Source organism: Pseudoxanthomonas sp. (assembly GCF_051953815.1).
In the GTDB taxonomy this organism is placed as follows: domain Bacteria; phylum Pseudomonadota; class Gammaproteobacteria; order Xanthomonadales; family Xanthomonadaceae; genus Pseudoxanthomonas_A.
In genome coordinates, this window is record NZ_JBQCIJ010000026.1 from 1 (window position 1) to 18,186 (window position 18,186).

23 protein-coding genes are annotated in these 18,186 nt (G+C 68.6%); 8 read left to right on the forward strand and 15 right to left on the reverse strand.

Annotated elements, in window-relative coordinates:
* From hprK to ACTHN1_RS06600, 8 genes are all read right to left on the reverse strand, one after another.
* Positions 1-909: HPr(Ser) kinase/phosphatase (hprK, locus tag ACTHN1_RS06565; protein WP_440470155.1), on the reverse strand; the 909-nt coding region annotated here is incomplete at its 3' end.
* Positions 910-1,139: 230 nt separating this feature from the next.
* Positions 1,140-1,457: a ribosome hibernation-promoting factor, HPF/YfiA family gene (hpf, locus tag ACTHN1_RS06570; protein WP_440470156.1), complete on the reverse strand. Its 318-nt coding sequence runs from the start codon at positions 1,455-1,457 to the stop codon at positions 1,140-1,142.
* Positions 1,458-1,640: 183 nt separating this feature from the next.
* Positions 1,641-3,071 carry an RNA polymerase factor sigma-54 gene (locus ACTHN1_RS06575; protein ID WP_440470157.1) on the reverse strand — a complete coding sequence of 477 codons (1,431 nt, stop codon included), beginning with the start codon at positions 3,069-3,071 and terminating at the stop codon, positions 1,641-1,643.
* A 54-nt stretch (positions 3,072-3,125) separates the two neighbouring features.
* Positions 3,126-3,845 carry an LPS export ABC transporter ATP-binding protein gene (gene lptB / locus ACTHN1_RS06580; RefSeq protein WP_440470158.1) on the reverse strand — a complete coding sequence of 240 codons (720 nt, stop codon included), beginning with the start codon at positions 3,843-3,845 and terminating at the stop codon, positions 3,126-3,128.
* Positions 3,845-4,354, reverse strand: coding sequence for a lipopolysaccharide transport periplasmic protein LptA (gene lptA, locus ACTHN1_RS06585; RefSeq protein ID WP_440470159.1), 510 nt, complete (start codon positions 4,352-4,354; stop codon positions 3,845-3,847). Before lptA ends, lptB begins: the two co-directional genes overlap by 1 nt.
* Entirely contained in the window at positions 4,332-4,895 is a 564-nt protein-coding gene (gene lptC, locus ACTHN1_RS06590) for an LPS export ABC transporter periplasmic protein LptC (RefSeq protein WP_440470160.1), read from the reverse strand. The genes lptA and lptC overlap by 23 nt, the downstream gene beginning before the upstream one ends.
* Positions 4,892-5,437, reverse strand: a complete 546-nt coding sequence (locus tag ACTHN1_RS06595) for a KdsC family phosphatase (RefSeq protein ID WP_440470161.1) — start codon at positions 5,435-5,437, stop codon at positions 4,892-4,894. The genes lptC and ACTHN1_RS06595 overlap by 4 nt, the downstream gene beginning before the upstream one ends.
* A 90-nt stretch (positions 5,438-5,527) precedes the next feature.
* Complete coding sequence (locus ACTHN1_RS06600; protein WP_440470162.1) at positions 5,528-6,532, reverse strand: KpsF/GutQ family sugar-phosphate isomerase; 1,005 nt, start codon at positions 6,530-6,532, stop codon at positions 5,528-5,530.
* Between the two features lie 53 nt (positions 6,533-6,585).
* Here ACTHN1_RS06600 and ACTHN1_RS06605 point away from each other — a divergent pair, with 53 nt between their 5' ends.
* From ACTHN1_RS06605 to ACTHN1_RS06620, 4 genes are read left to right on the forward strand one after another with little or no spacing between them, the layout of a single operon-like run.
* Positions 6,586-6,813 carry a BolA family protein gene (locus ACTHN1_RS06605; protein WP_141453755.1) on the forward strand — a complete coding sequence of 76 codons (228 nt, stop codon included), beginning with the start codon at positions 6,586-6,588 and terminating at the stop codon, positions 6,811-6,813.
* 7 nt (positions 6,814-6,820) lie between these two features.
* A complete protein-coding gene (locus tag ACTHN1_RS06610; protein ID WP_440470163.1) occupies positions 6,821-7,243 on the forward strand; it encodes a GFA family protein in 423 nt (140 codons plus the stop codon).
* A 37-nt stretch (positions 7,244-7,280) separates the two neighbouring features.
* Positions 7,281-8,552, forward strand: coding sequence for a UDP-N-acetylglucosamine 1-carboxyvinyltransferase (murA, locus tag ACTHN1_RS06615; RefSeq protein WP_440470164.1), 1,272 nt, complete (start codon positions 7,281-7,283; stop codon positions 8,550-8,552).
* A gap of 10 nt (positions 8,553-8,562) precedes the next feature.
* Positions 8,563-8,880 (forward strand): EF-hand domain-containing protein, encoded by a 318-nt coding sequence (locus ACTHN1_RS06620; protein WP_440470165.1) that lies wholly within the window; start codon positions 8,563-8,565, stop codon positions 8,878-8,880.
* A gap of 65 nt (positions 8,881-8,945) precedes the next feature.
* On the opposite strand, the gene ACTHN1_RS06625 is transcribed toward ACTHN1_RS06620, so the two are convergent.
* Genes ACTHN1_RS06625 through purM form a run of 5 tightly spaced genes read right to left on the reverse strand, consistent with a single transcriptional unit; the run spans position 8,946 to position 12,665 of the window.
* The gene (locus ACTHN1_RS06625) at positions 8,946-9,638 is read right to left on the reverse strand and encodes a DUF3108 domain-containing protein (protein WP_440470166.1); all 693 of its coding nucleotides are present in this window, start codon (positions 9,636-9,638) and stop codon (positions 8,946-8,948) included.
* 3 nt (positions 9,639-9,641) lie between these two features.
* On the reverse strand, positions 9,642-10,361 hold the full coding sequence (locus ACTHN1_RS06630) for a DUF3108 domain-containing protein (protein WP_440470167.1): 720 nt from the start codon (positions 10,359-10,361) through the stop codon (positions 9,642-9,644).
* Positions 10,358-11,026: a phosphoribosylglycinamide formyltransferase gene (purN, locus tag ACTHN1_RS06635; protein ID WP_440470168.1), complete on the reverse strand. Its 669-nt coding sequence runs from the start codon at positions 11,024-11,026 to the stop codon at positions 10,358-10,360. The genes ACTHN1_RS06630 and purN overlap by 4 nt, the downstream gene beginning before the upstream one ends.
* Entirely contained in the window at positions 11,023-11,643 is a 621-nt protein-coding gene (locus ACTHN1_RS06640; protein ID WP_440470169.1) for a DUF2238 domain-containing protein, read from the reverse strand. The genes purN and ACTHN1_RS06640 overlap by 4 nt, the downstream gene beginning before the upstream one ends.
* Positions 11,644-11,648: 5 nt before the next feature.
* Positions 11,649-12,665, reverse strand: coding sequence for a phosphoribosylformylglycinamidine cyclo-ligase (gene purM / locus ACTHN1_RS06645; RefSeq protein WP_440470176.1), 1,017 nt, complete (start codon positions 12,663-12,665; stop codon positions 11,649-11,651).
* A 182-nt stretch (positions 12,666-12,847) separates the two neighbouring features.
* Here purM and ACTHN1_RS06650 point away from each other — a divergent pair, with 182 nt between their 5' ends.
* Genes ACTHN1_RS06650 through hda form a run of 3 tightly spaced genes read left to right on the forward strand, consistent with a single transcriptional unit; the run spans position 12,848 to position 15,858 of the window.
* The gene (locus tag ACTHN1_RS06650; RefSeq protein ID WP_440470170.1) at positions 12,848-13,921 is read left to right on the forward strand and encodes a DUF2066 domain-containing protein; all 1,074 of its coding nucleotides are present in this window, start codon (positions 12,848-12,850) and stop codon (positions 13,919-13,921) included.
* Positions 13,922-13,952: 31 nt separating this feature from the next.
* Entirely contained in the window at positions 13,953-15,137 is a 1,185-nt protein-coding gene (locus ACTHN1_RS06655) for an AI-2E family transporter (protein ID WP_440470171.1), read from the forward strand.
* Position 15,138: 1 nt separating this feature from the next.
* Positions 15,139-15,858, forward strand: a complete 720-nt coding sequence (gene hda, locus ACTHN1_RS06660; RefSeq protein ID WP_440470172.1) for a DnaA regulatory inactivator Hda — start codon at positions 15,139-15,141, stop codon at positions 15,856-15,858.
* A gap of 195 nt (positions 15,859-16,053) precedes the next feature.
* On the opposite strand, the gene murU is transcribed toward hda, so the two are convergent.
* A complete protein-coding gene (murU, locus tag ACTHN1_RS06665; protein WP_440470173.1) occupies positions 16,054-16,740 on the reverse strand; it encodes an N-acetylmuramate alpha-1-phosphate uridylyltransferase MurU in 687 nt (228 codons plus the stop codon).
* Positions 16,737-17,750: an aminoglycoside phosphotransferase family protein gene (locus tag ACTHN1_RS06670; RefSeq protein ID WP_440470174.1), complete on the reverse strand. Its 1,014-nt coding sequence runs from the start codon at positions 17,748-17,750 to the stop codon at positions 16,737-16,739. The genes murU and ACTHN1_RS06670 overlap by 4 nt, the downstream gene beginning before the upstream one ends.
* Before the next feature lie 69 nt (positions 17,751-17,819).
* On the opposite strand from ACTHN1_RS06670, the gene ACTHN1_RS06675 reads away from it, so the two are divergent.
* The coding region (locus ACTHN1_RS06675) for a sugar phosphate nucleotidyltransferase (RefSeq protein WP_440470175.1) at positions 17,820-18,186 on the forward strand (367 nt) is incomplete at its 3' end.

Genomic DNA, 18,186 nt, shown 5'->3' on the forward strand with positions numbered 1-18,186 from the left:
GAACGCCGCCGCCGGGTCCACGCCCTTGGCGCGCAGGATGTGCGCGCGCGCCGCGGCCTCCGTCAGCACCGCGAGGTTGCGGCCGGGCATCACCGGGAGCGTGATCATCGGCACGTCGAGGTCGAGCACGCGGCGCACGCCGAGGTCGCCGGTGATGCGCTCGATCCCGCCCGGCCTGGGCTCGACGGTCGGCTGGGTCAGGTGCACGATCAGGCGCAGGTACTTGTTCTTCTTGACCGCGGTGTCGCCGAACATCTCGCGCACGTTGAGCACGCCCAGGCCACGGACTTCCAGCAGATCCTGCAGCAGTTCGGGGCAGGTGCCATCGAGCACGTCCGGCGCGATCTGGGTGAACTCGGGCGCGTCATCGGCGACCAGCCGGTGACCGCGGCTGAGCAGTTCGAGCGCCAGCTCGCTCTTGCCGGAACCCGCCTCGCCGGTGATCAGCACGCCGATGGAATAGATCTCCATGAACACACCATGCAGCGTCACCCGCGGCGCCAGCGTGCGCGCCAGATGGTAGGACAGATGGTTCAGCAGTTCATGCCCGCGCTTGGGCGAGATCCACAGTGGCGTGTCGGTCTCGTTCGCCGCTTCGCGCAGATCCTCGGGGCATTGCTGGTTCTTGCTGATGACCAGCGCGAGCGGACGGAAATGCACGATCTTCTCGATGGTTTCCCAGCGCTGCCGCGAGTCCAGCGAATCCAGCCAGGACAGTTCCTCGGTGCCGAGGATCTGCACCTTGTTGGGATAGACCGCGTTGAGATAGCCGGCCAGCGATGGCCGCCGCGCGATGGTGTCGCCGGCTTCGAGGATCCGGTTCTCGCCCTTCTGGCCGGCGACCCAGCGCAGGGCCAGCTTCTCTTTCTGCTGCTCGAACAGTTCGCGGGCGGTGATACTGGTGTTCATCAGTCGGCGAGTACGGGAGAGGGACGAAGACGGGACATGCCGGAGCGGCACGAGGCGCGACGGACACGCGGGGCAGGACGGAACATCCCACCCGGATGCGCCGATGGCGCGGAGCAGGGGGAGTGTAATCTGGAGGGAGATGAACTGCTAATGCAGCGTGAAGAGCGCTGCCGGACCCTTGCCCGGACCGCGCGGGTCGCAGGCAAGGGCGGTTGGGGGCGGGAACCGCGTCAGCCTACCGCTTCCATGCGCGTGCCGCGCTGGACGTCGGTCTTCTTTTCCTTGTGCTTGACCAGCAGGCGATCGAGCTTGTCGGCCAGGATGTCGATGGCGGCGTACATCGTCTGCGCGCCTGCGTCGGCGTGGAGGGTACGGCCCGCGAGGGAGACGGTCGCTTCGGCGACGTAATCGGGTTTGCGCGTACAGAGTTGGGTACGAACTTCGAAGGGTTGGTCGAAATGGCGCTCCAGGCGCTTCAGCTTGGTTTCCACGTAATCGCGCAGGGCGGGAGTGACTTCGATTTCATGCCCGTAGGTCTCGATACGCATCGCTTGCCTCCTTCTGTCGGTGATGCAGTGCTGTCGGCACTGCTAAGAACGCGTTGTCGTGCAGCTATGACAACGGAATCGGGTTCGGGTTCCAGACATCTCCGGCAACGCGGCCAATCGCCGCACTGACAAGATGGATCCGATCCCGGTGGCGATCAAGCGGCGGGGATGAAAAGTCGCGTTTCAGTCCAGGCGCACGCGTTCGTGCGATGACAGGATGTGCAGGGCTTCACGGTATTTGGCGACCGTACGCCGCGCCACGGGAACACCGGACGCCTTCAGCAGGTCCGCCAGCTTGGCGTCGGACAGCGGCTTGCGCGGATTTTCCTGTTCGATCAGGCGCCGGATCATGGCCTGGATGGCGGTACTGGACGCCTCGCCGCCGCCCTCGGTATCGATGCCGGACGCGAAGAAGGCGCGCAATGGCAGGGTTCCACGCGGCGTGCGCACGTACTTGCGGGCAATGGCCCGTGAAACCGTGGATTCGTGCAGGCCGACTTCGCCGGCCACTTCGCGCAGGGTCAACGGCCGCAGCGCCTGTTCACCGAATTCCAGGAAGCCGGCCTGTTCGCGGATCAGGCAGCGGGTCACCTTGAGCAGGGTTTCGCCGCGCGCCTCCAGGCTCTTGAGCAGCCAGCGGGCTTCCTGCAGCTGCCCCTTGAGGTAGCCGGCATCGCTCTCGCCGCACTGCCGGATCATCTGTTCGTAGCCCCGGTGGATGCCGATCCGGGGCAGGGTGTTCCCGGCCAGCGCCGCCCGCCAGACGCCGCGCTGACGCCAGACCACGCAGTCCGGGACCACATAGGTGTCGCTGCCCAGTTCGCCGATCTGGGCGCCGGGCTTGGGATCCAGGGTGCGCAGCAGGGCGACCGCGGTTTCGATTTCGGCCACCGGCTGCTTGAGCTCGGCGGCGATGCCGGCCACGCCGCTGCGCGGCAGCCGGTCCAGCGGACCCTCGGCAATCCGCATCGCCAGCGCCTTGCCGGGGGTGTCGTCGCCGAGCACGGCCAACTGCAGGCGCAGGCACTCGCCCAGCGAGCGGGCACCGACGCCGACCGGGTCGAAGCGCTGCAACTGGTGCAGGACGACGTTGATCTCGTCCTCGTCCACGTCCAGGTCGGGCTTCAGGGCTTCGGCGATGCCCGCCAGCGGCTCGCGCAGGTAGCCGTCTTCCTCCAGCGCGTCGATCAGCGCGCTGCCGATGCGGCGGTCGCGCGGGGACAGGTGCGACAGGTGCAGTTGCCAGAGCAGGTGATCCCGCAGGGTGTCGGCCTCGGCTACCCGCTCGGCGGCGCTGCCGGGGTCGTCGTCGTCGAAGGAGCCGCCGCCGGACGTGGCCCACGGCCCCTCGTCCGGAGCCCAGTCGTCATCGGACGGGCGCTCGTCGTCGTGGCGGGTTTCCTGTCCGTCGCCGTTGGCCTCCGCGGGCGGGCCCTCCTCGCCGCCGGCGGCCGGCGCATCCTCGGTCCAGTCCAGCAGGGGGTTGGATTCCACGGCCTGGGTGATTTCCACCTCCAGCTCCGCGGTCGACATCTGCAGCAAGCGGATGGCCTGACGCAGTTGCGGCGTCATGACCAATTGCTGTCCCAGCGATGTCTGGAGGCGTGGTTTCATCCGATATCCGAAGGCGACGGCGCGGCCTGCGGTCCGGGTGGTGCGGCATCGCCCTCAGAGACGGAAGGTTTCCCCCAGGTACACGCGCCGCACGTCCGGATTGGCCAGCAGCGCGTCCGGTGCCCCCTGCGCCAGCACGCTGCCCTCGTTGAGGATATACGCCCGGTCGCAGATTCCCAAGGTCTCGCGCACGTTGTGGTCGGTGATCAGCACGCCGATGCCACGGTTCTTGAGATGTTTGACGATGCGCTGGATCTCGCCGACCGAGATGGGGTCGACGCCGGCGAACGGCTCGTCCAGCAACATCAGGCGGGGCCGCGCGGCCAGGGCGCGGGCGATTTCGCAACGGCGCCGTTCGCCACCGGACAGGCTGGCGCCCAGTTGCTCGGCGACGTGGCTGATCTGCAGTTCGTCGAGCAGCGAGGCCAGTTCCTTCTCGATGCCGGCCTCGTCCAGGTCCTCGCGCAGTTCCAGGACCAGCCGGATGTTGTCGGCCACGGTGAGTTTGCGGAACACCGAGGGTTCCTGCGGCAGGTAACCCACGCCCAGCTTGGCGCGCTGGTACATCGGCTCGGCGGTGATGTCCTGGCCGTCCAGTTCGATCCGGCCGGCGTCGGCGGCCACCAGGCCGACGATCATGTAGAAGCAGGTGGTCTTGCCGGCGCCGTTCGGCCCGAGCAGGCCGACCACTTCGCCGGCTTCCAGGCTCAGCCCGAAGTCGCTGACCACCTTGCGCTGGCGGTAGGTCTTGCGCAGGCCCTGTGCGGTCAGCATCACTTGGCGCCCTGCGGCTGCGCCGACTTCGGCTTGATCACGGTGCGCACGCGGGTGCCGTCGCCGCCGCTTTCCATGTTGCCGGTCTTGGTGTTGTAGACCATCTTCTGGCCGCTGTTGGAGCCGCGCGGCGACTTCACCGTGTAGTTGCCGATGAAGGTGATGGTCTCGCCCGCCATGTCGTATTCGACGCGATCGGCCGTGGCGTCCATCCAGGAGCCGTCTTCCAGCTGCTGCTTGAGCTTGACCTGTTTGCCGGTGAACACGGCGCGCGAAATCTCGCCATTGTTCATGTAGACCTCGCCGGCGCTGGAACGGATGTCCAGCGAGCCCTGGGAGACGGTCACGCCCTTGCTCAGCACGATCTTGCTGTTGCCCTCGTACGAACCGATCTGATGCCCGGCATCGATGATCATGTCCTGGTTGCGATCGGACGACTTGGCCCAGGCCGCGGCGCAGGCCAGCAGGAGCGGAAGCAGCAGGGCGCTAGCGCGCAGACTTGGGTGCATAGACACTTTTGACCTGGGATTTGAATTCGTAGGTTTTGTTCTTGAGGTGGGTTTCGAACCCGACCCCGCTGAGTATAGAACCGGGCCGGGTGATGGTGACCGGGAGCTCGGTGGTGGCCAGGTTCTTGTCCGGGAACACATCCAGCCGCTCGGTCCGGAACGTGGTCGGCGGCGGCGCGTCGGCCGGACTGGTGCCCTGGACGTCGGCGAGCAGCCGCAGCTCGGAGTGATCCGGGCTCATCCAGCCGGTCTTGGAACGCATCTGCCAGTACTTGCCGGCGCTGTCGGGGAGCAGGAACAGCGGGGTGGTGATCGAGAGGCTCTGGTCGGCGGGATTGCGGTGCATCTCCGGCGCGCGCAGGGTCAGCGATTCCTTGCCCTGCTTGTCCAGCGCCACGATTTCGAAGTCGTGCATCACGTAGTCGGAGCGGTCCGGGCCGGCCGGGGCGGTTTCCGGGCGGGCGCGCTGCTTCCAGGCCGACCAGCCGCTGAAGATGGCGGCCACGAGCAGCACCAGGCCGATGGTCAGGCGCCAGTTCATGCGGTGCCCTCCCACAATGCGGCGGCATGACCCTGCGCGCCCAGCAGCAGATCGCAGGCCTCGCGGGCGGCGCCACGGCCGGCGCGGGCGCGGGTACGCCAATGGGCGTGGCGGGCGGTCCAGGCATGGGCGTCGGCCGGCGCGATGGCCAGGCCGACCGCGCGCAGCGGCGGCTGATCCGGCAGGTCGTCTCCCATGAAGGCCACCTGCGCGCGCTCCAGGCCGAGTTCGGCGCAGAGCGCATCGACCTGGGCCAGCTTGTCCTTCACGCCTGTATGGATGCGCACGCCCAGTTCCCGCGCACGCCGTTCGGCGGCCGGACTGTGGCGGGCGGTGATCAGCGCGACCTCGATGCCGGCGCGCCGCAGCAGCACCAAGCCCTGGCCGTCGTGGATGTGGAAGGCCTTGGCCTCGCGCCCCTCGTCGTCATAGATCAGGCGCCCGTCGGTGAGCGTGCCATCGACGTCGAAGCAGGCCAGCCGGATCGCCCGGGCGCGGGCGATCAGGGCATCGTCGATGTCGGCGAGATGGGACAGGGGCATGGCTTGGAAAGGAAAGGGGAAACCGGGGCGGGGGAATCGGCGGAGGCCGGGCGGGCGGTTTCCCCGCCGTCCGCGCCGATGCCGGACTTCTTAGACCACGCGCGCGCGCAACAGGTCATGAATGTTGAGCGCGCCGACCGGCCGATGTTCAGCGTCGACGACGATGAGACCACTGATTTTATGGGTTTCCATCATGCGTGCGGCCTCCACGGCCAACTGGTCGGCGCCGATGGTCTTGGGCTGGCGGGTCATCAGCTCGGCGATGCGGGCGTGGCGGATGTCCAGGCCGGGATTGTCCAGGGTCCGGCGCAGGTCGCCGTCGGTGAACAGCCCGACCAGCCGTTGCCCGGCGTCGACCACCGCGGTCATGCCCAGGCGCTTGCGGCTCATTTCCATCAGCGCCTCGCTGAGGGTGGCGTCCTCGGCCACGCGGGGGACGTCGTCGCCGGCGTGCATGACGTCGGTGATGTGCAGCAGCAGGCGCCGGCCCAGGCTGCCGGCCGGATGGGAACGGGCGAAATCGTCGGCGGTGAAGCCGCGGGCTTCCAGCAAGGCCACGGCCAGGGCGTCGCCCATGGCCAGGGTCGCGGTGGTACTGCTGGTCGGCGCCAGGTCCAGCGGGCAGGCTTCGGCCGGCACGCTGACGTCCAGGTGGATGCTGCTTTCCCGGGCCAGGGTCGACGCGGGCTTGCCGGTCATGGCGATCACGGTGTTGCCCTGGCGCTTGAGCACCGGTAGCAACATCAGCAATTCATCCGATTCGCCGGAATAGGACACCGCCAGGACCACGTCGGCGTCGGTGATCATGCCCAGGTCGCCATGCCCGGCTTCGCCGGGATGCACGTAGAACGCCGGCGTGCCGGTGGAGGCGAGGGTGGCGGCGATCTTGCGGGCGATGTGCCCCGACTTGCCCATGCCGGTCGCGACAACCCGGCCGTGGCCGGCCAGGATGGCCCGGCAGGCGGCCGAAAAACCGCCGTCGATGCGGTTGGCCAGCGCGGTCAGCGCCTGCGCCTCGATCTCGATCACGCGTCGCCCGCTGGCGGCCAGTTGGGCGTCCTGCACGGCCGGATTGGAGGGGAGCGTCTGGGGCATGCGGGAGGCGGGCCGGGGGTAGAATAGGCGGCCATTTTATTAGGAAATGCCCGTTGGACGCCGAAACCATACGTAAACTCATCGAATCCGGCCTCCCCGGCGCGCAGGCGCAGGTCGAGGGCGAGGACGGAGTGCACTTCGAGGCGACGGTGGTGGCGGAAGCGTTCCGCGGCAAACTGCCGCTGGCCCGGCACCGCATGGTCTACGCGACCCTGGGCGATCTGATGGGCGGCGCCATCCACGCGCTGGCCCTGAAGACGGTCACACCGGACGGCAAGTAAGCCGCCAATGACGCCGCAACCGCCTCCTTCGGCGTCCGGCAGCTGCCTGTGCGGCGGCATCCGCTATCGGCTGCATGGCGAGCCGGGGGCGATGGTGGTCTGCCATTGCTCGCGCTGCCGCAAGGCCAACGGCTCGGCGTTCCAGGCGGTGGTGCCGATCGCCACGGCCGATTTCGAGTTGCTGGAAGGCGCGGACCTGCTGACCGGCTACGAATCCTCGCCCGGCGTCCACCGGATGTTCTGCCGCCGCTGCGCGTCGCCGTTGTACAGTCGCCGCGACGCCATGCCGGAGACGCTGCGCCTGCGCGTGGGCACGCTGGACACCCCCTTGCCGGCCGGGCCGGCGATGCACATCTTTGTTGGTTCCAAGGCGGACTGGTACGAGATCCACGACCGCGCCGAGCAGCACCCGACCCGTCCCGGCGAATGAGCCGGGCGACCCTCCCATTTTTCCATTCGAGTGATCCATGCAGAAAATCGTAGTGACCGGCGGTATCCCGCTCCAGGGTGAAGTCACCATCTCCGGCGCCAAGAACGCGGTGCTGCCGATTCTTTGCGCCACGCTGCTCGCCGATGCGCCGGTGGAGATCACCAACGTGCCGCACCTGCACGACGTGGTCACCACCATCAAGCTGCTGGGCGAACTCGGCGCCGGCATCAGCATCGACGAAGGCACGCTCTCGCGCGGCAGCGGCATCATCGTCGACCCGCGCAGCGTCAACCAGCACGTCGCGCCGTATGAGCTGGTCAAGACGATGCGCGCGTCGATCCTCGTGCTCGGTCCGCTGCTGGCCAAGTACGGCGCGGCCGAAGTGTCGCTGCCCGGTGGCTGCGCGATTGGCTCGCGCCCGGTCGACCAGCACATCAAGGGGCTGCAGGCGCTGGGCGCGGACATCGTGGTCGAGAACGGCTACGTGAAGGCCAAGGCCAAGCGCCTGAAGGGCGGACGCTACGTGTTCGACATGGTCACCGTGACCGGTACCGAGAACGTGCTGATGGCGGCCACGCTCGCCGAAGGCACCACGGTGCTGGAGAACGCGGCGATGGAGCCGGAGATCACCGACCTGGCGAACTGCCTGATCGCGCTGGGCGCGGACATCGAGGGCGCGGGTACGCCGCGCATCGTCGTGCGCGGCGTCGAACGCCTCGACGGCGGCCGCCACGCGGTGCTGCCGGATCGCATCGAGACCGGTACCTTCCTGGTGGCCGCGGCGATGACCGGCGGGCGGATCATCGCGCGCCGCGCGCGCGGCGACACCCTGGACGCGGTGCTGGACAAGCTGAGCGAAGCCGGCGCGTCGATCGAGACGACCGAGGACAGCATCAGCCTGGACATGCAGGGCCGGCGGCCGCGCGCGGTCAGCCTGACCACCGCGCCGTATCCGGCGTTTCCGACCGACATGCAGGCGCAGTTGATGGCGTTGAACTGCGTGGCCGAGGGCGTGGGCGTGATCAACGAGACCATCTTCGAGAACCGTTTCATGCATGTGAACGAGCTGCTGCGCCTGGGCGCGGACATCCGCGTCGAAGGACACACGGCGATCGTGCGGGGCGTGGAGAAACTCAGCGGCGCGCCGGTGATGGCGACGGATCTGCGCGCGTCGGCGTCGCTGATTCTCGCCGGCCTGGTGGCCGAGGGCGACACCGTGATCGACCGCATCTATCACCTGGATCGCGGCTACGAGAACATCGAGGAAAAGCTGGGCGCGCTGGGCGCCAAAATCCGCCGGATCTCCTGAGGACGCGGCCATGGCGACGACACGCGCACGCTTCTCGCCCCGGCGCAAGGCGCTGCTGGCCTTCTTCGTCCTGTTGCTGGCGGCGCTGGCCTACCTGCACTTCACCGGCGCGGCGGGCACCAGCGGCATCACCAACAAGGACATGGACTGGAACGGCGACGGCAAGGTCACCGAGCAGGAAATCATGCAGGCGTTCTACGCGGTGGTGGTGGAAAAACACACCGAAGGCCGCCGCGAATGCCGTTCCTACGCCTGGCGCAGCGACGGCACCTCGATCCGGGTGGATTGCCGGACCACGGTGGCCGCCGACCCGGCACCGGCGCAGTAGGCACCCACCGGCAGCAAAAAAAAAGCCCGGCGATTGCCGGGCTTTTTTTCTTCCGGTTTGCCGGCTCAGCGCCAGGACTTGATGGTCAGGTCGATCGAATCCTGGCCATTCTCGCGCTGCAGGATGCGCGCCGGCACCGGCATGTCGGGCACCACCCAGACGATCATCTGCTTGTTGCCGTCGGTGCGGACCACCTTGGTGGCCTGCTGGGTCTTGCCGGCCACCGTGATCTGTTCCTTGCCGGCGACCTGGTAGGTCATCGGCTTGGCGCGGCCGTTTTCCACCATGCGGTAGCGCAGCGGCTTGCCGGCGGCGACGTCGCGGACGATGGCCAGATTGACCAGCAACGCATCCATGTCGCCCGGCTGCAGCTTCAGCGGTCCGGCGCGATCCGGCTTGATGTCGCCGGTCCAGGTGGCCTGCGACTTGCTCCAGTCGTAGACGGTGTCCACGGACTTCTTCTTGACCAGGATGCGCGAGCTGTCGCTGCTGGACAGCGGGCGCAGGCGGCCATTCTGTTCGTCGAACACGGTCTTCTGGCTCAGATCGACCAGCTGGTTGCGGATGCTGAGGCTGTACTGCCAGCGGTTGTTGCCTTGCGGCGCGACGCTCATCTGGCCTTCGCCGAGCATGCCCAGCGCGCTGGCCTGGTACTGCGCGGTGAAGGCATCGATGGCCCAGGCGGGCGCGGCGGCCATCGCCAGCAGGGCGGCGGAGGCGAGGACACGGAAACGGAACAGGGGGGCAAGCTTCTTCATGGTTCACGGCACTCCTTGGTACTCGACCAGGCGCAGATCCAGTTTGTCCTCGCCATCCTCGCGCTGGAGGATGCGGACCGGCGTCGGAACGCCCTGTGCTACCCAGAAAATGGTTTCGTCGTTGCCGCCATTGGTGCGATCCACGCGCATGGCGTCGTAGCTGAGGTCATCCACCGAGACGATTTCGGTCTGCGGCGCGACCGCGTACTGATAGTCGCGCGTCTTGCCGAAATCGACCACCCGGTAATGCAACTGGCGGCCGGGTTCGGCATCGCGGATGACCGCCAGGTTGACCAGCAGCGCGCTCATGTCGCCGGGTTGCAGCGGCACGGGGGCACGGCGGTTCTTCTTCAGATCACCCTGCCAGCGGGCCGACAGGGCGCTCCAATCGTAGACACCGACCACTTTCTTGCCGGTGAAGAGCGCACTCTGCGTGGTGGCTTGGCTGAGCGGCCGGAACCCCTCGCCGACGGTGTCGAACAGGGTGCTCTGCTGGATGTCCAGCCCCGACAGGCGGGCCAGTCCGCGGGTTCCGCGCACGCCCAGATCGACCTGCCAGCGGCCTTCTCCTGACACCTGTGCAACCTTCATGGTCGCACTGCCGGCCAGCTTGCCGCCGCGGTAGGCATCGTAGGTGGCCACGAACGGCTCCAGCGCCCAGGCGGGAGCGCCGAGCGAGAGCAGGGTGGCCAGCAGCAGGGCGCGGGTCGGAAGCGGCGTCATGTCGCGGTGGGGAGGGGAAGTTGACCGGCAGAATCTAGGCACAGCGGTTTTAATAGCGGCTGACCATCCAGGTAGGCTTCGTCTCCCTGTTCAGTGAGACGTCCGGCGACCACCAGCGCGGCGACGGCGACCAGCAGGGCGTGCTCGCGGGGCAGCAGGCGGGCCGCCAGATCCTCGGGCGTGTCGCCAGGCCGCACCGGGATCGGCGCCTGCGCGATGACCGCGCCCGCGTCCAGTTCCGGCACCACCCAGTGCACGCTGGCGCCATGTTCGCGATCACCGGCTTCCAGCGCCCGCGCGTGGGTGTGCAGGCCCCGGTACTTCGGCAGCAGGGAGGGGTGGATGTTGAGCAGGCGGCCCCGGAAGCGGGCGGTGAACGCCTCGCCGAGAATGCGCATGTAGCCGGCGCAGATCACCCAGTCGGGACGGACCGCGTCCACGGCGTCGGCCAGGGCGGCGTCGAAGCCGGCGCGATCCGCGAACCGGCGCGTGTCTGTGCTCCAGCGCAGCGGCGCCGGCACGCGGTCCAGCGCGGCGGCCTTGGGCCTGTCGGAGAACACGCCCACGATCTCCGCATCCAGGCGGCCATCGGCGATGGCGTCAAGCAGGGCCTGCAGATTGCTGCCGCGCCCGGAGACCAGGATGGCGATGCGATTCTTGTTCATGCGTGGACGGGCTCCCGGCGTTCGCGCCGCATCATCGGCCACACCACGATGGCGCCCAGGGTGGCCAGCAGCATGTCGGCGTGCGCGTCCCAGACATCGCCCTGCTGGCCGTTGTAGGACTCCGCCGCCTCGGGCGAGAGAACCAGCGCGATCGCCCATTCCAGCCACTCGTAGACCAGGCTGGTGCACATGATCAGCATCACCGCGATGGCAAATGCCTGGCCTGCCGTCAGCGGCCAGCGCTGGCGCAGCCAGTGCCAGACCGCCGGGGTGAAACAGAGGCCGTAGAGCAGGTGGATCAGGCGATCGAAATGATTGCGCCGCCAACCGAACAGATCGCTCAGCGCATGCCCGGTCAGGGCCCGCGCCCACGCGTCGTACGGCACATTGGAGTACAGCCAGCGCGCGCCGATGCAGTGCAGGGCGATGAAGAAGCAGATCAGCGCGAAGTGCGACGTGCGCATCGGCCAGCGGCGGTCATGCATGAGCAGCCAGATCAACCCGACCACGGTCAGGCTGCTGTGCAGCGCCTGCTCGAGCGGCCAGCGCGGCGCGATCCAGCTGAGGGCGAAGATCGCCAGCGCGGATGCGAAGGCGATCCGTTTGCCGGGGCGCATCGGGCTCAGCCGATCGACACGCGCTCGGCGCCGCCGGCCTGGATCACTTCGCCGATGCGCCAGTTCGGCAGCTGCAGGCGGGCCAGATCGGCCTCGATCGCGGCGACTTCGTCGGAGGCCACCACCAGCACGAAACCGATGCCGCAGTTGAACGTGCGCCACATTTCGCTGTTTTCCACCGCGCCTTCGCGCTGCAGCCAGTCGAACACCGGCGGCAGCGTCCACGCGCTGGCGTCGATGCGCAGGCCCAGGCCGTCCGGGATCACCCGGATGATGTTCTCGGTCAGGCCGCCGCCGGTGATGTGCGCCATCGCGTGCAGGTCATGGGCCTTCAGCAGCTCCAGCACCGGCTTGACGTACAGGCGGGTGGGGGCCATCAGCGCGTCGACCAGCTTGACCCCGCCCAGATCAAGATCGCCCGGACGGCCGGCGCGGTCGTAGATGCGGCGGATCAGCGAATAGCCGTTGGAATGCGGGCCGCTGGAGGCGATGCCGATCAGCTGATCGCCCGCGCGCACCTTGGCGCCGTCGAGCAGCTTCGATTTCTCCACCGCGCCGACGGTGAAGCCGGCCAGGTCGTACTCGCCCGGCGGATACATGTCGGGCATCTCGGCGGTCTCGCCGCCAATCAGTGCGCAGCCGGACAGTTCGCAGCCCTTGGCGATGCCGCCGACCACCGCGACGGTGGTCTCCACGTCGAGTTTGCCGGTAGCGAAATAATCGAGGAAGAACAGCGGCTCCGCGCCCTGGACCAGCACGTCGTTGACGCACATGCCGACCAGGTCGATGCCGATGGTGTCGTGGCGGTTCAGCTGCTGGGCGAGCTTGAGCTTGGTACCGACGCCGTCGGTGCCGGATACCAGTACCGGTTCCCTGTACTTGCCGGACAGATCGAACAGCGCGCCGAAACCGCCCAGGCCGCCCATCACCTCGGGACGGAAGCTGCGCCGGACCAGCGGCTTGATGCGTTCGACCACCTCGTTGCCGGCGTCGATGTCGACCCCCGCGTCGCGGTAGGTCATCGGGGTGGAGGCGGGAGGCGTCGGCTGGGTCACGGCAATGGGTCGCAAGGGCAAGGCGCGTGATTTTAAAGGAATCCGCGCCCGGTTCGGACGTTCCCTGAACGGCCGGCGTTGGCGCTGGCGACCCATTCGGGCAACAATTCCCCCCGATTTGCGGAGCACAGGGACGCTCGATGCGCTGGATGAGAGCTTTCGTATTCGCCGCGGCCACGTTGATGGCCGCCTCGTGGACGGTCATCCCGGCCCAGGCCCAGAGCGGCCTGCGGACCGAGGGGGACGTCGCCGCCGCGCGCGGCACCTACGAGGCCGAAGTGCCGGTGAACGGGCAGGGCGAGGCGGAACGCAACGGCGCGTTCGCGCGCGCGCTGGGCGTGGTCCTGGCCAAGATGTCCGGCGATCGGGGCGTGACCGGCCGGCCCGGAGTGGGCCAGGAACTGCGCAACGCCCGCAACCTGGTCGACAGCTACGACTACCGCCAGGACCAGGGCACCTCGCCCAGCGGCGCGCCGACTTTCCGGACCACCCTGATCGTTCGATTCGATTCCGACGCCGTCGACGGCCTGGCCGCGGTCCTGGGCCTGCCGGTCTGGCCGCAGCCGCGGCCCAAGCCGGTGGTCTGGCTGGCCATCAACGATGGCAGCGGTCCGCGCCTGGTCGGCCTGTCGCAGGCCAATGCGGTGCGTCCGCTGCTCAGCCGCGCGCAGGACCGGGGCTACAGCCTGGGCCTGCCGGCGGGCAACGCGGCCGAACAGGCGCTGGTGGGCGCGATCTGGCGCCAGGACGCGGCCGCCGTGGCGCGCGCCTCGGCCCGCTACAGCCCGCCGATGCAGCTGATCGGCAAGCTCTACCGGAACAAGGGCGGCTGGACCGCCGACTGGGTGTTCGTCGACGGCGGCAAGGTCCTGTCCACCTGGTCGACCAGCGACGCCGATGCGCGCCGGGCGATGGCCGGCGGCGCGGACGGCACCGCCGACGCGCTGGTCAAGCGTTACGCCAAGCGCGGCGCGGCCGGCCCCGCGGGCACCTATCGGGTGGTGTTCTCCGGCATCCGCGGCACGGATGACTATGTGCGCCTGATGAGCCAGTTGCAGAAGATGGCGGTGGTGCGCCGGATCACGCCGGTGCGCGCCAATGGCGACACCCTGGAACTGGATCTGGAACTGATCTCCGGCCTGTCCGGCTTCCGCCGCATGCTGGGCGAGGACAGTCCGTTGACCGGCGGCGAAGGCGAACCGCCGGTGTTCCGCCTGAAGTAACTTCTTCCGCACCTACAGGACGTTCATCCGCATGGATCTTTCCTCCACCCCGGTCGGTACCCTGGCGAGGCGTTGGCAGTGGCTGCTGATCGCCGCCATCGTGGGGTGGCTGATCTACCTGCTGGCGCCGGTGCTGACCCCCTTCGTCTGCGCGGCGCTGCTGGGCTGGCTGGGCGATCCCTGGGTGGATCGGCTGGAACGCACCGGACGCTCGCGCACGACCTCGGTGGTGCTGGTGTTCACCCTGATGCTGTTGCTGCTGGTGCTGGCGCTGCTGATCCTGGTGCCGATGCTGGAACGCCAGATAGTGACGCTGGTGGAATCGCTGCCGGAGTATCGCGACTGGTTCGTGCAGAAGGCGCTGCCCTGGGTCGAGCAGCACACCGGCCTGGAGCTGGTGGCCTGGCTGGATCCGGATCGGATCATGGAATGGCTGCGCGGCCACTGGCAGCAGGCCGGTGGCGTGGCGGCGACGTTCTTCGGCTACCTGTCGCGTTCGGGCTTCGCGATGATGGCGTGGGTCGCCAACCTGGTCCTGTTGCCGATCCTGACCTTCTACTTCCTGCGCGACTGGGACAAGCTGGTGGAGCGCGTGGCCGCGCTGGTGCCGCGCGACCATGTCGCCACCGTCGATCGCCTCGCGCTCGAATCCAACGACGTGCTCGGCGCGTTCCTGCGCGGACAGTTCCTGGTGATGCTGGCGCTGGGCGCGATCTACGCCGTCGGACTGTCGGTGGTGGGCCTCAAGCTGGGCCTGTTGATCGGCATCATCGCCGGCCTGATCAGCTTCGTCCCGTATCTGGGAACCGCCAGCGGCATCGTCCTGGGCGTGATCGCGGCGCTGGTCCAGACCGGCGGCGACTGGAGCCTGGTGGCGCTGGTGCTGGTGGTGTTCGTGATCGGGCAGATGCTGGAAGGCTACGTGCTGACGCCACGCATCGTCGGCGATCGCATCGGCCTGCATCCGGTGGCGGTGATCTTCGCGATCATGGCGGGCGGCCAGTTGTTCGGTTTCCTCGGCATGCTGCTGGCGTTGCCGGTGGCGGCGGTCGCCAACGTGCTGCTGCGCTACGCGCACGAGCGCTACACGCAGAGCAGGCTCTACGCGGGTGAGCATCCGGCCATCCTGCTCGACCCCTACGTCGACAGGACCGAACTGGACAGGAGCCGTCCGGACGAGGGCGCCGGCGACAAGCCGGATCCGGAAGGCAAGTGAAGTGACCCGTTCCTCGTCTCCCGGCGGGCTGACGCCACAGCTGCCGCTGGCGCTGCGCTATCCGCCGGATCAGCGTTTCGAGAGTTTCGTCGGCGCGCCGGAAGGCGCGCTGGCGCAGCTGCGCGCGCTGGCGGAAGGCGCGTCGTCGGACTGGCTGTACCTGGTCGGGGCGCCACGGACCGGCAAGACCCACCTCTCGCTCGCCCTGTGCGCGCACGCCGAACAGCGCGGCGCGCGCGCCGCGTTCCTGCCGATGGCCGCGGCGGCGGGACGCCTGCGCGAGGCGCTGGAGGCGCTGGAAGGGTATGACGTGGTGGCGCTGGATGGCCTGGATCTGATCGCCGGCGATCGCGACGACGAGGTCGCCCTGTTCGATTTCCACAACCGCGCCCGCCCCGCCGGCATCCGCGTGCTCTACACCGCGCGCGACGTACCCGCCGAAATCGGGCTTGGCCTGCCGGATCTGCGCTCCCGTCTGTCGCAGTGCGCGCGGGTGATGCTGGCGCCGCTGGACGACGCCGGGCGCCGGGACGTGTTGCGCGAACGCGCGCAGCGGCGCGGGCTGGTATTGGAAGATGCGGCCATCGACTGGCTGCTGACCCGCACGGACCGGGATCTGGGCCGGCTGGTGGCGGTGTTCGAACAACTCGATCGCGCCTCGCTGGCGGCGCAGCGGCGCATCACCGTGCCGTTCCTGCGCCGCGTGCTGGAGCCGCGCTGACGGCTCCGCGCCGACGGAGCCGCCCGGACCGGAGCTGGCTTCCGCGCGCGTCATCCGCGATGTCGGGTGTGGTGAAAAAATAGCCAACCGGCTTGACACGTCCGGCCCGTGGGGCCGCGCGCGACTTATCCACATCTTTGCCGGTTTTTCATCCACACGCACTGTGGACAACCGGCGCACCCGAATCCCCGGGTCTCACAGTTCGGCGTCAAGCTGCCTCAGTCGTTCCGGTGTGCCGACGTCGGTCCATCGACCGCCCCAGTACTCGCCGGTGATGGCGCCTTCGGGCATGTGCGCGCGCAGCAATGGCGCCAGCATGAAGCGAGGCGGAGCACCGGCGGTCTCGCCGATGATCGCGCGCCAGTCATCTAGCAGGGCCGGGCGATAGACGCCCAGGCCGGCGTAGGTCAGCTGGCGTGGGCCCTCGGCGCGGACGATGCCGTCATCACCCAGCGCGAAGTCGCCATGGGTCTTGTGCGCGGGCGGATCCACCAGCACCAGATGCGCCAGGCCGGTGGGAGCGGTTGGAAGGCGGGTGAAGTCGTAGTCGGTCCAGATGTCGCCGTTGACCAGCAGGAAGGGCTCTTCGCCGAGCAGGGGGCGCGCGTGCAGCATGCCGCCACCGGTCTCCAGCGGTGCCGGCCCTTCGTGGGACCAGTGCAGCCGCAGGCCCCAGCGTCCGCCGTCGCCCAGCGCTTGCGGGAACTGCGCGGCCAGCCAGCTGATGTTGATCACCACGTCGCGGATGCCCATCGCGGCGAGTTTTTCCAGGTGCCAGACGATCAGCGGTTTGCCGCCGGCGGACAGCAGGGGCTTGGGCGTGTGATCGGTGAGCGGGCGCATGCGCTCGCCCAGGCCCGCGGCGAAGATCAGCGCCTTCATGCGGCTTCCTTCGCGCGCATGGCGGGCTTGATGCGCTCGTCCAGCAGCAGGCGGAGGTCCGCCAATTGTGGATGGCGCGGCAGCACCTCGTCGAGGAAGGCGATGAAGCGCGGCGCATCCGGCAGGTAGCCGGATTTGCCGTCGCGATAGTGCAGGCGGGCGAAAATGCCGAGGATTTTCAGGTGCCGCTGGATGCCCATCCAGTCGGCATCGCGCAGGAACACCGGCCAGGCTTCCGGCACCGGCACGCCGGCGCGCAGCGCCCGCGCATGGTATTGCGCCAGCCAGCCGTCGACGCGTTCCAGCGGCCAGCTGAGGAACGCGTCCTTGAACAGGCTGACCGGATCGTAGGCCACCGGTCCCCACACGCAGTCCTGGAAATCCAGCACCGCCGGCAGCGGCCGCGTCGGCATCAGGTTGCGCGGCATGAAGTCGCGATGGGTCAGCACGCGCGCCTGCGCCAGTGCGTTGTCCATCAACCGGCGCTGCACGAGTTGCAGGCGCTCGCTTTCACCGCAATCCAGCCCGATGCCCAGGTGGCGGCCGAGGAACCATTCCTCGAACAGTCCGGCATCCCGCTGCAACAGCGCCTCGCCGAATTCGCCCGTGCCTTCCGGCGGAGGGATCCGCTGCAGCTTGATCAGCTCATCGATGGCCAGGTCGAACCAGCCGTCCGCGTTGTCGGCGTCGAGGGTCCGCGCCAGGGTCGGCCCGCCCAGGTCCTCCAGCAGCAGGAAGCCGGCCTCGACGTCCCGAGCGATGACCTGCGGCACGCGCACGCCGCCGCTTTCCAGCAGATCACGGACCTTCAGCCAGGGACGCACGTCTTCCAGCCCGGGCGGCGAATCCATCACGATCCGGCTGGGCTCCGCGCCCCGCGTGCGCCAGTAGCTGCGGAATCCGGCATCGACCGACGCCCGTTCCAGCGCCAGCGCGGGCACGCCGATGGCGGTCCTCGCCCAGGCGAGGCGTTGCGTGGCACGGGCGTCTTCGTGCATCTCGGGGGTCATGCGGTGTCCGGACAGGGGCGGTTGCGGGCTAAAGGGTAAACTGCCGTCCTCATTTCGTGCGAGAGACCCATGGCCGCACTCCAACCCGTCCTGCTCTCTGGCGGTTCCGGCACGCGCCTGTGGCCGCTGTCGCGCGAACAATATCCGAAGCAGCTGATCGAGCTGACTTCGAACGAATCGCCGCTGTCGGCCACCGCGCGCCGCCTGAACGGCATCGCGAACGCGTCGCTCGGCGACACGCTGCTGCTCGTCTGCGGCGAACAGCACCGAATCATGAGTGCCGCGCAGGTGCTCGGGCGCGCCGCGCCGGCCCGCATCCTGCTCGAACCGGCCGCGCGCAATACTGCGCCTGCGCTGACGCTCGCGGCGCTCGACGCCAGCGCGCTCGCGAACGATCCCGTGCTCGCCGTGATGCCGGCCGACCACGTGATCGGCG